Genomic DNA, 15,748 nt, shown 5'->3' with positions numbered 1-15,748 from the left:
TGATGAATAGACTGATTATAAGCTAATCATTTTAAATAATAAAAAAAGAGGCCTAAGCCTCTTTTCATACTTTTATTGAACGTAGGCAATAATGCCTTCCTCGTCATCTAATTCAAGTTCAATAGCTGCAGCAAATGGATCCATATTCAGCTCATGCTCAATATAAAAACGCAGTGCTTCAATCATGTTTGCGGTGATTAGAATTTGGGATCTTCCATTAACATGTGCTTCTGCGGAGAACCCATATTTATCGTCATACAATAATTCAATTTCAACTTGTTCAGGATTGACTTGCTTTTTAGCTGCGATATAAACACAAAGTGAATTAATAATCTCATTCTCTGAAATTTTTATTGTCTCCACGTTCCGTCAACCTCTTTTCGTGGACGGTTACTACGTGTAAAGATTTTTTTGATTAAAGCAACAATCAGCAAAATTGCAAGTACATTCAATAATAAACCAAGTACGGATCCCATGGCACCCATATTAGCTAGCAAACCGCCGAATAATAAACCGGCAATACCGCCAAGCATCATACTTTTCATGAATCCACCTTTATTAAATGAATTTGTTTTAGTTGCTTTGGCATTGCTGTTTGTTGTTGATTTTTGCTTATTAACTGTTGAATTGTTTTGGTTGAAATTAGATTGGTTATTATTTGAATTGAACGATTTTTTACCTGAACGGTATGATTTTGCACTAACCTCGTGTGAAGTTCCTACAAACGCATGTTCAGCCACCGGTGCAAATACAAAGGTAACCAACATAAAAGCAGTTAACATTTTCTTTAACAAAGTAATTCCTCCTGTAATTCTAGTAGTCAGGCTTAGTTTCCCATATTTGTATTTACGAATCAAGTTTTAAGAAGTTTCATTGTTTTTCATTTTTCTTCAAAATTTATATAGATTTTTATAAAATTTGTAAGCTTATCATTCAATTCAAATAAAATATGTAAAAATTGGACCCTTTTTACTATTCCTACAATTCAAAACGTTATAATATATACACTATGAATATATTGAATCAGGAAGGGAACGTCTGTATATGTATCAATCTATGTTTACGATTGCTATCACCATCACGATTATGACGGTTTTTTTAGTTATTATCCTATCAAAGCGTAACCCTTTCATCGTATTTAAGATTTTATGGGATAGCCGAAAGAACAAAAAATCATGGATTCATTTTGCATTACTTGGGACTATACTTTTAATCAATAAACTGGAATTGCAAATAGAGAGCAATTTTATTCATATCGGGGACTATTCTCATATTATTCAGCAGTATGAAGGGCAATTACTGGCTAATTTCCAAAACCTATTGTATAATATTTGGTTAACAGAAATCACAACTTTTTTCTACATCATTATATTTGTCACTTTGATTTCAACATCATTTGTCCTCTATTTCATCCAACAAAACAAGCAATTATTCTATACATTTATTTATGCCGTTGGGCTGAATTATCTTATTGCCATACCCTTTTATCTTTTTTTACCTGTTAATGAGGTATGGTATGTCCATTCTCAGGTACACTTTTTAATCCCGGAAGTTTATCCAGACTTTGAGACTCAATATCGGAATGTATCAGGATTGAATAACTGTTTCCCAAGCCTGCATAACTCGATTTCACTGACTTTATTATTCTTAAGCTATAAGTCGAACAATAAGCCTTTTAAATGGTTTATGACTGGCAGTGTGGGAATAATCATGTTCTCCACTATTTATCTTGGCATACACTGGCTGACAGATATGGCTGCAGGAGTACTTCTTGCTATTACAGCCTTTACGATGGCCAATTTGATCTCTATATTGGTAAGTAAGTCTGCGCGAATGGAAGGGAAAATGACACCCAACCTGCTTTTCATCAAAAATAAAACCGTATCTTCAAAGATTAAATCCGAAAAGCAAGCGAACTAATGTTGAATTATCAACCTAATAGGACTTTAAAGTCTTATTCGAAGAGACACCTAAAATTTCCGCTTCTTTATCAGGAAAAGAAAAATCATAGATTAAATCTTATTAAAAAGGAACCATATAAAAGCGGCATCGTTGTTGACGATGCCGTTCAAAATTATTAATGGTTTTCATATAAAGTTCCAAAGAGATTCATTAGAATAACCACTTGCTATGCTGAATAAATTCAAAAAAAATATAAAGCGAATACACAATTATTTATTTCAATAAATCTCCTCATTCAATCTCTATCTTTTACAAATGGACGGGTATTCTTTCAAACTCTAATAGAAATTAAATTCCCTTCACTTTTCCACCATCGACTAATAATACTTGTCCGGTTACATACGTATTGAGCATTGATAACAGAAATACTGCATAGTTAGCAAATTCCTCTGGTTCTCCGTATCGGCCAAGCGGAATTTGCTTTTGTGCATTTTCTTTTACTTCATCTATGGATAACCCTTGACGCTCGGCTGTTTTTTCATCCAAATAGGTTATCCTACCTGTGGATATAACACCAGGTGCAATCGTATTTATTAAGATATGGTCCTGAGCAAATTCAGATGCTAATGTTTTCGTTAAACCGGTAATACCAAGGCGGAATGTATTGGATAACAGCAATCCCTGAATTGGTTCCTTAACAGAAATAGAAGCCATATTAAGAATCCTTCCACCCTGATCTTTCATATAAGGATACACTTCTCGAATCATTCGAACATAGCTTAATAAATTCAATTCAAACGAGTTTTGCCAGTCCTCATCAGATAATTCCATAAATGTCCCTGCCGGCGGTCCTCCTGCATTATTGAGTAGAATATCAATTGTTCCAAACTCTTGCACCGTTTTCCTTACCAAGTCCTTAATTTGTTCAGGCCTTGTAATGTCAACTTCACAATAGACAACCCTGCTTTTTTTGTTTAAAGGGATTAGTTCATTTGCCACTTTTTCTAACTTGTTTGCATGTCTGCCAGTTATCATCACATTTGCGCCCTCTTCCACTAACTTTTGCGCAATAGCTTTTCCTAAACCTTGACTAGATGCAACCACTAACGCGTTTTTTCCTGCTAATTTAAGATCCAATCGTTCAACCTCCATTCTTATTCGGATATCTAATTTTTACATTTCGACCAATTGTTTGTCAAAATACAGTATGAATGGGTATAGAAGGGTATAATATCTTATTTCATCCTGATACTAAGGGATGACGTTAAGCAGGAGGCAATGGTACTACTATGAGAAATTCTTGGGAATGTATTGTTATAGGTGGAGGTATTGCCGGCACTCAGGCGGCAATACAAATGGGCAGAAGCCAAATTAATTGTTTAGTTATTGATTCTAAGGAAGCAGGACGGTCTAATTTATGTAAGGATTATCGAAATATCATCGGATGGCCTGAAGGCGTCAGTGGTGAAGAATTACGAAAAAAAGGACAGCAGCAAGCATCTGAAACAGGAGTTACATTCATCAAATCTGATGTGAAGCAAATATCTAAAAGAGATGATGAATTTTTGATAACGACTGATAACGAAACGTATCAAACCAAGACTATTTTACTGGCTACAGGCGTTACCGATCGGATACCTGATATCCCCAATATAAGAGAGTGCTTGGGCAGCACCATTTATATATGCACAGATTGTGATGGCTACGAAGCGATGGATAAAAAAATTATTGTGATGGGTGCTGGTGATCCAGGTGCCAATCTTGCAGTATCTTTATTAAATTGGACGGATGTTATAACCTATATCAATCATGAGAAAACACCTGTCTCAGCGGACATTCTATCTAAACTTAACCAACATCATATTACGTACTTAGAAGAGGAAATAGAATCTGTGTCAAAAGAATCAGAGGACTTTTTTACAGGCGTCCATTTAAAAAATGGTGAATCCCTGCAAGCTGATCGAGCTTTTATCGGCTTTGGCGGCAATAAAGTTCATACAGAATTGGCCAGTCAAATTGGTGTTCATATAGAGAATAACAGACATATTAAAGTGGATGCACGAACAAAAGAAACCAATGTTAAAAATGTATGGGCAGCGGGAGATATTGTATCGCACTCCGAACAGGCCACGATTGCCATGGGGGATGCGACACAGGCGGCCATTTGGATCAATAAGCGATTAATGGAATACAAACGAAAAGGATTGTTGTAGACCAGTATATTGGTTATTTTAGAAAGAGAGAGCGGATATTAAACCCCGCTCTCTCTTTTTTTTGTTTATTTAAAGATAATGGTTGCCAAAGTTTTCAATACTTTGTAGGATTCTCGTATAGTTGCATTACGTTTATTTGGTTATATGGTAAAATTAGGTTATCTATTTTAAAAGGAGGGCGTAAATGGTCAAGCATCCCATCGAAAACAAAAAAACATTATTTGAATTTAGTTTTAATATAGTATCTTTAATCCTACTTATAATCATTTTTGTATACATAATGATTAGATGGTCAGATATACCCAATAGTATTCCTATGACATTCGATTCGAACGGTCATGTTTCACATTGGGGGGAGAAAAAAAGCATTTTAGCTCTTCCGTTCTTCGGATTATTAATTTGGTTTGTATTCAATTTCATTGAAAAGGATCCGCATAATATTAACCTACCTTTGTATCGAAATGACGATAAATCGAAAGAGTTAAAATACAATAGAATTCTCGTAAATGCAATTAAAAATGGCATTGTAATTTGTTTTGTCATAGCTAACTGGAGAATTATCCTATCGGTTTTGTAATAAGCAGAGACACAAAAAGAGGACCCAATCTTAAAGGTCCTCGTCTAATCCATTAAAAGCATCACTCTCTTTAAACATAGCCTTATTTAAAAATATATCTCGTATGCGCTTGATATACATCATCTTTTTTAAGTGTGACCGGAGGGAAATCAGGTTGGTTAATAGCATCTGGGAATCCCTGTGTTTCCAAACATATAGCCATATGATGATGCGGACGGACACCCCTGATTTCATAATTCCCTTCCGATTGATTGCAAGTATAAATAACAACGGCTGGTTGGTCCGTTTCCACTAATAATTTACGTCCACTCTCAGGATCGTATAATTCTATTTCTCTATTAAAATTGGAATCCAAAACGAACGGATGGTCAAAGCCATTGCCTGCTAACTCATTTTGTTTGTAGCCACTATCGACACCTTGAGAAATCGGCTTGCTATTCGTAAAATCAAACGGTGTTCCCTCGACAGGAATTAATCGACCAGTCGGAATAGAATCTTCCTTAAGCTCAATAAATCGACTGCTTTCGAGCTGTAATTCGTGATTTTTGATTGTTTTGCTCAAGTCACCACTTAAATTAAAATATGTATGATTCGTTAAATTGATGATCGTATCTTCATCGGTGGTAGCTTTATAGCGAATATCAAGCTGATTGTTTTCATTTACTAAATAAGTCGTTGTAACCTCTACCTTGCCAGGGAATCCTTCTTCTCCTGCTTTACTTGTATAGCTGAATTCAACCCCAACAGCATCCTTTTCTTCTACTACTTTATAATCCCAAAGAACATGGCTAAACCCCTTAACCCCTCCATGCAGGTGGTTATCCCCCTCGTTTTTAGTGATCTGGTAGGACTTCCCGTTAAGAGTGAACTGACTATTTGCGATTCGTCCTGCAATTCTGCCGACAACCGCTCCAAAATAAGGTGAATGATTCTCGTAATCTTCCATACAATCAAACCCCAATACGACATTCTCCATATTTCCCTCACGGTCAGGAGCAATAATATCTGTAATCACACAACCATAATTTATAAAACGAACGGTAAATCCTGATTTATTAGTAATTGAAAATTGCACAACTTCCTGATTCTCAATTTCACCAAATACCTTCTGTTCAATTTGCATGTACTTTCTCTCCTTATCATATAGAGGTGTAACCTAATTTTATATTTTGTATGTATTCCTTCACAACAAACGTGATTGAAAACGCTATTATTAGTCTATTTCAGAAGATATAAATTGTGCAAATAAACAGGCATTAGAAAATATATAAATCTCTAATACCTGCTCCTTTTTTATTGATTATCTATTAATCGTTTCAATCTCCCGTTTAACTGGCATTAATAAGGTCCGCGAATATAATCATGTACTTCATTCATATAAAACGTTTGCAGCCTATCTAACTCTTCTTTTGAAAAGGATTTAGTTTGAATCGCCTTTAAATTTTGGTCAACTTGTTGCGCATTTTTAAAACCAGGTATTGCACATGTAATTTCTTCATGGTCCAGAATCCATCGTAAAGCTGAATTAGCCATGGTACCTCTTCCATCCGCAATCCAGGAAAGCTGATTGCTAAGCTCAACTCCTTTTGAAAACTCAAGTCCTGCAAATGTTTCACCAACATTAAATTTTTCTCCATTTGCATTAAAGCTACGGTGATCATTTTCTTCAAATTTTGTTTGGGTGCTGAATTTTCCTGTTAGCAAACCACTGGCCAGTGGTACGCGGGCTAATATACCAACCCCCTGTTTTTTAGCTGTCGGGAAGAGTTCTTCAAGCGGTTTTTGCCGGAATATATTGAAAATGACCTGTAATGCTCTGACACCTGGAATGGTAAGACAGAATAAACCTTCTTCAACAGTCTCTACGCTCACGCCATAATGGCGAATTTTCCCTTCCTGCTGAAGCTTATCCAGCACAGTAAATACATCCGTATTCTTTAAAATATGTAAGGGCGGACAATGAATTTGATATAGGTCAATCCGTTCGCGGCCAAGCCTTTTGAGACTGCCCTCACAATATGCCCGAATTGCCTCTTCCGAATATGTATCTGGATCATGAATATCACCGGCTCGACAAAATTTCGTAGCAATATGGATCGTATCCTCTTTGCCTTTCGTCGCTTCCCTTAACAGTTCTTCGCTTCTACCACTTCCGTATACATCCGCCGTATCAAAGAAGTTAACTCCATTCTCCATAGCGCGATTTAAACCAAGAAGAGCATCCTGGGTATCAGCCTTTCCCCAATCACCGCCAATTCCCCATGTCCCAAAACTAATCTCACTTACAGATAAATCGGTATTGCCAAGTCTGCGATAATTCACTTTCCAAACACCTCTTTTTGTTAAAATAAACTTACGATGATTTATTTTTATTATACACGTCAAACCCTACAGCTAGCAACAATACCAGTCCTTTAATTGTCTGTTGATAATCCACGCCTAAGCCAATTAACGACATACCATTGTTTAATACACCCATTACCAAACCACCAACGACAGCGCCTATAACAGTCCCTATACCGCCATATGCGGATGCCCCGCCAATAAAGACCGCAGCGATCGCATCCAATTCAAAAGAGTTACCCGCTTTAGGAGTTGCTGCATTCAACCGAGCTGCAAATAATAATCCTGATAAGGCAGATAATACACCCATGTTTACAAATACCCAGAAGGTAAGCCATTTTGTTTTAATACCTGATAATTTTGCTGCTTTTTCATTACCGCCAAGCGCATATAAATGTCGACCAGGGACTGTTTTATTTGTAAAGAATGAGTAAGCAACAATTAATACAACTAAAATCACCAAAATATTAGGAATACCTTCATATGAAGCTAGGAAATAAGCAAATATATTCATTACTGCTACTATAAATACCAGTTTTAAAGCAAATAACCACATTGGAAGTACTTCAAAATTGTAAGACTGTTGTTTTTTACGCTTTCTAAATTCACTCCATAATAGTACGAGAGAGATTAAAACTCCGACAATCATAGTCAGTAAATCTAATTCTCCTGTTTTATTCAGCCCCGGTATAAACCCTGTACTCATTTGGCGGAAGGACTCAGGAAACGGAGCAATGGATTGCCCATTGAGAACAAGCATAGTAAGTCCGCGGAAAATCAGCATCCCTGCGAGTGTAACGATAAATGCTGGGATTTTAAGGAATGCAACCCAAAATCCATGCCAAGCTCCTATTAAAGCTCCTATAATAAGACAAAGAATGACAGATAACCAAACCGGCATGTTCATTTCAATCATAAATATCGCTGACATAGCTCCAACAAAGGCTACAATCGAACCAACGGAAAGATCGATATGCCCCAATATAATGACCAACAACATCCCGATTGCTAAAACAAGAATATAACTATTTTGCAGAATAAGATTTGTAATATTAAGAGGTTTTAGTAATATGCCATCCGTTAATACTTGAAATAGCACCATGATAAAGATCAGAGCCAATACCATTCCATACTGTCTTATATTATTTTTCAATAAACTAGTCAGTGTTTTCACAGCTGTTCCACCCCTGTTCTGGTCATGTATTTCATAATTTTTTCTTGTGAAGCTTCATTCCGGTCAAATTCTGCGGTAAATGTGCCCTCACGCATGACATAAATTCTGTCGCATATTCCTAATATCTCAGGCAGTTCTGATGAAATGACCAATACTCCCATTCCTTTGTCGGCCAATTCATTAATAATAGAATAAATTTCATACTTTGCCCCAACGTCAATCCCACGTGTTGGTTCATCCAAAATCAAGATTTCCGGTTCAGCAAAAATCCACTTGCTTAACACGACTTTTTGTTGATTTCCTCCACTTAGATTCATTGCTTTTTGTAAGATACTTGGGCTCTTTATATTCATTTTTTTGCGATATTGCTCTGCTTCAATAATTTCCTGATTATCATTTACAACTAGTTTTTGAGATATTTTACCCAGATTTGCCAATGTGATATTCGTTTTAATATCTTCTTCCAATACAAGTCCATATGATTTACGGTCTTCAGTTACGTAAGCAATGCCATTATCGATTGCTTGTGTAATATTTTTCAGCTTCAGTTCTTTTCCCTTTTTAATTATTTGGCCTGAGATTTTTTTACCATAAGCCTTTCCAAACAAACTCATCGCCAGCTCGGTTCTCCCAGCTCCCATTAATCCGGCTATGCCAATAATTTCACCGCTTTTTATTTGGAAACTTACATCATCAACCACGTTACGATCGGAATTGTTTTCATCCTGAACCGTCCAGTTTTTCACTTCTAATATGGTTTCTCCAATATTTGGTGTGTGTTCAGGATACCGATTCGTTAAGTCACGTCCTACCATCCCCTTAATGATTCGGTCCTCCGTAACACCTTTTTTCATATCAAGAGTTTCGATAGTTTTACCATCACGAAGGATGGTTATCGAATCGGCCACCTTTGCAATCTCATTTAATTTATGAGAGATTATTATGGAGGTCATTCCTTGTTTCTTAAATTCAAGCATTAAATTTAAGAGATTTTCACTATCATTCTCATTTAAAGCTGCAGTTGGTTCATCTAATATAAGTAATTTCACTTTCTTGGATAATGCCTTTGCTATTTCAACTAATTGTTGCTTTCCTACACCCAGTTGATTAACCGGTGTATTCGGTGATTCATTTAACCCAACAATTTTCAGTAAGTCTAATGTTTTTACAATTGTTTCATTAAAATTTATGATTCCATGTTTTGTTTGTTCATTGCCTATAAATATATTTTCAGAGATAGATAGATAAGGGATTAAAGCCAATTCTTGATGGATAATTACAATGCCTAGATTTTCACTTTGCTTAATATTTTTAAATTCACACACTTCTCCATTAAATAAGATATCTCCTGAATAAGTGCCATGTGGGTACACTCCACTCAATACTTTCATTAAAGTAGATTTACCAGCTCCATTTTCTCCGCAAAGGGCGTGGATTTCGCCTTCTTTAATTTTTAAATTCACATGGTCAAGAGCTTTTACCCCAGGGAATGTCTTCGTGATATTTTTCATTTCTAATAAAATTGATGACACGCCATTCACCTCAACTGTATAAATTTAGATGCTGTTTAACCGTTTACATTACAATCAAACAGCATCCGCCATCCATTCTGTTAATTGCTTAGCTCTTCTTCTGTGTAATATCCGCTATCGACTAAAATTTCTTTATAATTTTCTTTATCTACTATTACTGGTTCTAAAAGATAAGATGGTACAACCTTGTTTCCATTGTCATATGTTTCAGTGTCATTTACTTCTGCTTCCTTGCCTTTTAGAACTGCATCTGTCATTTCAACTGCTTTTTTAGCCAATGCTCTCGTATCTTTAAAGATGGAAGAGGTTTGTTCACCGGCAATGATTGATTTTACTGATGCCAAATCAGCATCTTGTCCGGTAATAATCGGTAATGGTTTGCTATCCGATCCATAACCAACCCCTTTTAAAGAAGAAATAATACCAATAGCTAATGCATCATTTGGCGATAAGACTGCATCTACACGATCAGATGAATATTGTGAACTTAGTAAGTTGTCCATACGAGTTTGCGCTGTTGCGCCATCCCAGCGTAAAGTAGCAATTTGCTTCATATCTGTTTGTTTACTTTTAACAACCAATTTCCCAGAATCTATGTATGGTTTTAGAACAGACATTGCACCATCATAGAAAAAGTATGCGTTGTTATCGTCTGGAGATCCGCCAAACAATTCAATATTAAATGGTCCTTTGCCGTCCTTAAGACCAAGTTTTTCTTCAATATAAGAGCCTTGTAAAACACCAACTTTGTAGTTATCAAATGTGGCATAATAACTCACATTATCTGTCCCTTTAATTAAGCGGTCATAGGATATAACCTTAATATCCTGGTCAGCTGCTTTTTGAAGAACTTCTGTCAATGATTCCCCATCAATAGAGGCGACTACTAAAATATCTACTCCTTTAGTAATCATATTTTCAATTTGGGCAATTTGATTTTCAATGACATCTTCGCCATATTGAAGATCTGTTTTGTAGCCTAGCTTTTCAAACTCTTCGACCATATTTTCTCCATCAAATACCCAACGCTCTGATGACTTTGTCGGCATAGCGATTCCAACAAACCCTTTTTCATCACCGCTGGATTTTTCATCGCTGCCACATGCTGCTAAGGTAAGTACCAGTGCAAACATCATCATTGCAGTAACAAATTTTCTCATGTTTTGAACCTCTCCCTTTTGATAAAAATAAAGGTTTCTAATTTATGCTAGCCCCATAAAGCTTGGAATATAGAAACCTTTGAAAAAAACGAGACCCACTATTTCTTTTATTTGCTTAATTCTTCTTCTGTGTAATATCCGCTATCTACTAAAATTTCTTTGTAATTCTCTTTATCAACTGAAACCGGTTCCAATAGATAAGAAGGTACAACCTTATTTCCATTGTCATATGTTTCAGTATCATTTACTTCCGCTTCCTTACCTTTTAGAACTGCATCAGCCATCTCCACTGCTTTTTTAGCTAATGCTCTCGTATCTTTAAAGATGGTTGAGGTTTGCTCACCGGCAATAATAGATTTTACTGATGCCAACTCAGCATCCTGTCCAGTAATTATTGGTAATGGTTTACTTCCAGTTCCATAACCAACCCCTTTAAGAGAAGAAATAATACCGATACTGATTCCATCAAATGGAGATAAAACGGCATCTACACGATCAGTTGAATATTGTGAACTTAGCAAGTTGTCCATACGAGATTGTGCAGTTGCGCCATCCCAACGCAAAGTAGCAATTTGCTTCATATCTGTTTGTTTGCTTTTAACAACCAATTTCCCTGAGTCTATGTATGGCTTTAAGACAGACATTGCACCATCATAGAAAAAGTATGCATTGTTATCATCTGGAGACCCGCCAAACAACTCAATATTAAAAGGTCCTTTGCCGTCCTTAAGTCCTAGCTTGTCTTCAATGTAGGAGGCTTGTAGAACACCAACCTTGAAGTTATCAAATGTGGCATAATAACTCACATTATCTGTCCCTTTGATTAATCGGTCATAGGAAATAACTTTAATATCTTGATCAGCCGCTTTTTGAAGGACTTCTGTTAAAGATTCCCCATCAATAGAGGCAACTACTAAAATGTCTACTTCTTTAGTAATCATGTTTTCAATTTGGGCAATTTGATTTTCAATAACGTCTTCGCCATATTGCAGATCTGTCTTGTAGCCTAACTTTTCAAATTCCTTGACCATATTTTCTCCATCAAATACCCAGCGCTCCGATGACTTTGTTGGCATGGCAATTCCAACAAACCCTTTTTCTTCCCCACTGGATTTTTCATCGCTGCCACATGCCGCTAAGGTAAATACCAGTACAAACATCATCATTGCAGTAACAAACTTCCTCATGTTATTAACCACTCCCTTTTGTAAAATAAGGCTCTCATTCAATTTATTCCCGAAACATTATGAATATAGAAACCTTTCAAAATAATGCATGCGCTTACATTAATATCATACTACTTGTTAGTACAAGTACGCTACATAAATTATCCTCCTTTGCATATTTTTTACAACCATTTGTGAACAAAATAAAAAACCCATTTTGGTGGGTTTTTAAAAAGAAATTCCTATAATTTTCTCGTTGAATTTCGTAATATTAACTCTGGTTTATAACGGATTGAAGGATTTCCATCTACTTTATTTTCAATCAGCTGGATAATTGTTTCTGCAGCTTGTCTACCCATTTCAAATTGTGGATGTCTGATGGTCGTTAATTTCACTTCAGATGCAGTCGCTAAATTTGAGTCATCGAACCCTACAATGGATAGATCATCAGGTACACTAATTCCATATTCCCTAATAACATCAAGAGCAGACAAAGCTATTTCATCGTTATAACAGAAAAGCCCTGTAGGTCTTTGTTCAGAATTTAGAAGACCCATAAATTCTTCATTCAGTACTTTATCTTTTTCTATTGTTGTACAAGGTAGGATCATATTTGGTAAGATGGGGATGCTATACTCCCTATGCGCTTTGATAAATCCCTGCATCCTCTTAACACCTTGCTGGTCATCCGTTTTAAAAATACCAGCAATGCGTCCATGCCCCAATTTAATCAAATGTTCTGTTGCCATATAAGCGCCTAATTCATCATCTACCGTTAATCTATAAGGGTGTAGCTCTGGATAATAAGCATTAATCATTAAATATGGTATTTTTTTCCTCTCTAAATTTAAATAATATTTCAGGTTCGGATTATAATAATTACTTTTAGTCGGTTCTACAATTAAACCGGCAATCCCCCTGTTTGAAATATTCTCCAAACACAACTTTTCTTTATTTAAATCATTATTTGTACTATAAAGGAGCAGAGTATATCCTTTACTGCTTAGATAGGACTCAACTCCATTAATGATGGAGGGGAAGATGTAATTGGATATATATGTAGTCAAAAGAGCAATTGTTTTTTCAGATGGTTGATTTGTGTTCCGGTCAGCACAAAAGGTGCCTGAACCTTGCTCTGTATACAACCAGCCTTCATTTACAAGATCATTAATTGCTTTACGCACTGTATGTCTGCTAACTCCAAATTGCTGAGTTAAACTATATTCAGAACTTATACGCTGATCGGGTATATAATCGCCTTCTTCGATGAGCTTCTTAATCTCCATCTTTACTTGTTCGTATTTTTTCATTATATGAATCACCCCTCACTATGAACAAACGCGAATCATGAATAGTTTACCATAACTTGTAAGTACATGTTAGAGGCGTGAGTCATCCAATTCTTACGATTCTGTAGAGTTATATAGTTACAGTTTGATTGCCCATTTCAGCTTCCCTGCTAAATAACCTTGAATATACCCCATGTTTATTCTCAAACAGTTCCCTATGTGTACCTGTCTCAATTACTTTTCCATTTTCCATAAAAATAATTCGGTCGGCTGATAGGACAGTGGAAAGTCGATGTAAAATGATCAGGATGGTTTGCGAATTTTACATTTCAAAAAAAAGAGGAGATTAATAAACGGTAAAATATCAAAATGATAGATTTTATAGAGATACTATTAAAAAGAGGGAACGTAAATGAGAGTCTATCATTCTTAATCAGATATATCGCGAACTTCAATTTTATGCCAAATAGACTTCCAATTCTTTTTTGAAATTCGGTCCTTATAAATAACAGCCAGTTCTTTTGACTCACGAAAATGGGGAGTTGGCTTAACCTCTAAATTTATGACATCATCTAATCCATATGGAGCAATAAGGATTAATTTATTCTCATGATCTAACTTTATCCCTAGAGCTGTCGCTGTTTCTGGGAATTTTGATATGGCATCTTGCGAAGAAGTATATGGAGAAAAGTTATTAATCGTATGCATTCTAGCCTCATTTTTCACAGACCAAGGTATATTAGGCATAATACTAATCAATTTATCTCAAATTCTTTTTCCATATCCTCATTAATTATTGATTTATCAAAATAGATAACATCAACATCCGGTGTTTCAGTACAATCTTTAAATCCGTGCAAAGCATCCCAAATCTTTGAACGTATAAATCCTGCACATATCCACCAGTCAGGTAAATTTAATGTGCTTACAGCCTTTATAATCTCCATCATTTTTTCATCGTTTTGAATTAACCTAATAACATCTGCTTCATTCTTTAACATCTTAAAACCACCCACCTTCCACAATCGAACATATATTCCAATTTTAACAAAAAAATATAATCAGTATGCCGTAATATTTTATGCTTTTAAAAAAACACCTCAAAGCAAAAAAATAGATTCCACTCATCCGTTGGAATCCTGCCCATTTTTATTTTTGATATCAATGCCTGTCTGTCTTAATAAGAATTATATATACATCATTTGTGAATGATTATAGAAATCTTTCTTTATTTGAGCAGCAATGATATTTTTCTGGATTTCTGAAGTACCTTCATAAATTTTGGTGATTCTTGCATCACGATAAAATCGCTCGATTGGATATCCTTTCATATATCCTAGGCCTCCATGAATCTGAACGGCTTTATCAGCTACTCGATTAAATATTTCTGAACCTAGCAATTTAGACATAGCCGCTTCTTTAACAACATTCTTTCCTTGGTCTACCATCCAGGCAACCTTATAGGTTAATGCACGGAGCGATTCAATGTCCAAGGCCATATCAGCCAAATAGTGCTGGATGATTTGCTGTTCAAAAATCGGCTTTCCGAATTGGTGCCGTTCAAATGCATATTGGACCGATAATTCCAATAATTTTTGACAGGATCCAAGATTCCTAGCGGCCAGACCTACGCGGCCATTAGCTAGAATCTTTAGAGCATTCACATATCCCATTCCTTCTTGCCCCAGAATATGATCTGCCGGAACCTCGCAGTCTTCAAAAAAGATTTCGAAAGAATGAGAGCCTCTCAAGCCCATTTTTTCTTCCTTTTTCCCAATAATCATTCCTTTTGTACCCTTTTCAATCAAAAAGGAAGTAATTCCTTTAGGACCTGCAGCCGGATTGGTCACAGCCATCACGGTAAATAAACCGGCAATTGATGCATTTGTTATATAATGCTTGGACCCATTTAGAAGATAGCTGTCTCCTTTTCGAACGGCTCTCGTTCTAATCGCAGCAGCATTTGAGCCAGCTTCAGGCTCTGTTAAAGCAAATGCACCAATTAATTCTCCAGTTGCCATTTTGGGTAAATATTTTTGCTTCTGTCTATCATTTCCCATCTCAACAACCCCAACAGAGCCAATACCGGTATGTGCTCCAATGATGGTCGTATAGCCATTATGCGTACGGCCAAGCTCCTCATATATGGCACATTTTCCAACCATATCGAGGCCAAGTCCACCATAGCCTTCCGGAATACTCAAACCAAATAGACCCATGTCCCTGCTTAGCTGCATGATGTCCTCAGGTATATGATCATTTTTCTCGATTAAGTCTGCTTTCGGATCGACCGTTTCATCAATGAAATGTTTGATCATCTTTTTCATTTTTATCGTTTCATCTGATAAGGTAAAGTCCAAACTCGTTCTCTCCCTTCTCTTCTTTTTAATTT

Annotated in this window: 14 protein-coding genes and 1 pseudogene; 3 read left to right on the top strand and 12 right to left on the bottom strand. The window is 36.0% G+C overall.

The window, feature by feature from the left end:
* Positions 1-72: 72 nt before the first annotated feature.
* Together A8L44_RS06865 and A8L44_RS06860 are read right to left on the bottom strand one after the other, a co-directional pair.
* Positions 73-363 carry a YxcD family protein gene (locus A8L44_RS06865; RefSeq protein WP_066103535.1) on the bottom strand — a complete coding sequence of 97 codons (291 nt, stop codon included), beginning with the start codon at positions 361-363 and terminating at the stop codon, positions 73-75.
* Positions 351-794, bottom strand: a complete 444-nt coding sequence (locus A8L44_RS06860) for a hypothetical protein (RefSeq protein ID WP_225983572.1) — start codon at positions 792-794, stop codon at positions 351-353. The genes A8L44_RS06865 and A8L44_RS06860 overlap by 13 nt, the downstream gene beginning before the upstream one ends.
* 250 nt (positions 795-1,044) lie before the next feature.
* Between A8L44_RS06860 and A8L44_RS06855 the strand changes: the two genes are divergently transcribed.
* Positions 1,045-1,920, top strand: coding sequence for a phosphatase PAP2 family protein (locus A8L44_RS06855; protein ID WP_066103533.1), 876 nt, complete (start codon positions 1,045-1,047; stop codon positions 1,918-1,920).
* Positions 1,921-2,250: 330 nt separating this feature from the next.
* Here the strand turns inward: A8L44_RS06855 and A8L44_RS06850 are convergent, their stop codons facing one another.
* Complete coding sequence (locus A8L44_RS06850) at positions 2,251-3,039, bottom strand: SDR family oxidoreductase (RefSeq protein WP_066103531.1); 789 nt, start codon at positions 3,037-3,039, stop codon at positions 2,251-2,253.
* Between the two features lie 152 nt (positions 3,040-3,191).
* On the opposite strand from A8L44_RS06850, the gene A8L44_RS06845 reads away from it, so the two are divergent.
* Together A8L44_RS06845 and A8L44_RS06840 are read left to right on the top strand one after the other, a co-directional pair.
* On the top strand, positions 3,192-4,115 hold the full coding sequence (locus A8L44_RS06845; protein ID WP_066103529.1) for an NAD(P)/FAD-dependent oxidoreductase: 924 nt from the start codon (positions 3,192-3,194) through the stop codon (positions 4,113-4,115).
* Positions 4,116-4,299: 184 nt separating this feature from the next.
* Positions 4,300-4,692 (top strand): DUF1648 domain-containing protein, encoded by a 393-nt coding sequence (locus tag A8L44_RS06840; protein WP_066103528.1) that lies wholly within the window; start codon positions 4,300-4,302, stop codon positions 4,690-4,692.
* 82 nt (positions 4,693-4,774) lie between these two features.
* Here A8L44_RS06840 and A8L44_RS06835 read toward each other — a convergent pair whose 3' ends face one another.
* From A8L44_RS06835 to A8L44_RS06795, 9 genes and pseudogenes are all read right to left on the bottom strand, one after another.
* Complete coding sequence (locus A8L44_RS06835) at positions 4,775-5,815, bottom strand: aldose epimerase family protein (protein ID WP_066103526.1); 1,041 nt, start codon at positions 5,813-5,815, stop codon at positions 4,775-4,777.
* 215 nt (positions 5,816-6,030) lie between these two features.
* Positions 6,031-7,014, bottom strand: a complete 984-nt coding sequence (locus A8L44_RS06830) for an aldo/keto reductase (protein ID WP_066103523.1) — start codon at positions 7,012-7,014, stop codon at positions 6,031-6,033.
* Positions 7,015-7,045: 31 nt separating this feature from the next.
* Complete coding sequence (mmsB, locus tag A8L44_RS06825; RefSeq protein ID WP_066103520.1) at positions 7,046-8,209, bottom strand: multiple monosaccharide ABC transporter permease; 1,164 nt, start codon at positions 8,207-8,209, stop codon at positions 7,046-7,048.
* Complete coding sequence (gene mmsA, locus A8L44_RS06820) at positions 8,206-9,741, bottom strand: multiple monosaccharide ABC transporter ATP-binding protein (protein ID WP_066103518.1); 1,536 nt, start codon at positions 9,739-9,741, stop codon at positions 8,206-8,208. The genes mmsB and mmsA overlap by 4 nt, the downstream gene beginning before the upstream one ends.
* An 80-nt stretch (positions 9,742-9,821) precedes the next feature.
* The gene (gene chvE / locus A8L44_RS06815) at positions 9,822-10,901 is read right to left on the bottom strand and encodes a multiple monosaccharide ABC transporter substrate-binding protein (protein ID WP_066103515.1); all 1,080 of its coding nucleotides are present in this window, start codon (positions 10,899-10,901) and stop codon (positions 9,822-9,824) included.
* 107 nt (positions 10,902-11,008) lie between these two features.
* Positions 11,009-12,088 (bottom strand): multiple monosaccharide ABC transporter substrate-binding protein, encoded by a 1,080-nt coding sequence (chvE, locus tag A8L44_RS06810; protein WP_066103512.1) that lies wholly within the window; start codon positions 12,086-12,088, stop codon positions 11,009-11,011.
* Between the two features lie 221 nt (positions 12,089-12,309).
* Positions 12,310-13,377: a GntR family transcriptional regulator gene (locus A8L44_RS06805; protein WP_066103510.1), complete on the bottom strand. Its 1,068-nt coding sequence runs from the start codon at positions 13,375-13,377 to the stop codon at positions 12,310-12,312.
* Positions 13,378-13,785: 408 nt separating this feature from the next.
* Positions 13,786-14,357, bottom strand: a pseudogene (locus A8L44_RS06800) (nucleotidyltransferase family protein).
* 186 nt (positions 14,358-14,543) lie between these two features.
* Positions 14,544-15,716 carry an acyl-CoA dehydrogenase family protein gene (locus tag A8L44_RS06795; protein WP_066103508.1) on the bottom strand — a complete coding sequence of 391 codons (1,173 nt, stop codon included), beginning with the start codon at positions 15,714-15,716 and terminating at the stop codon, positions 14,544-14,546.
* Positions 15,717-15,748 lie beyond the last annotated feature (32 nt).

Origin of the sequence: Bacillus sp. FJAT-27986 (assembly GCF_001685035.1) — a bacterium.
In the GTDB taxonomy this organism is placed as follows: domain Bacteria; phylum Bacillota; class Bacilli; order Bacillales; family Pradoshiaceae; genus Pradoshia.
The sequence above is the reverse complement of the archived record's forward strand: the minus strand, read 5'-3'. Positions and strand labels throughout refer to the sequence as shown.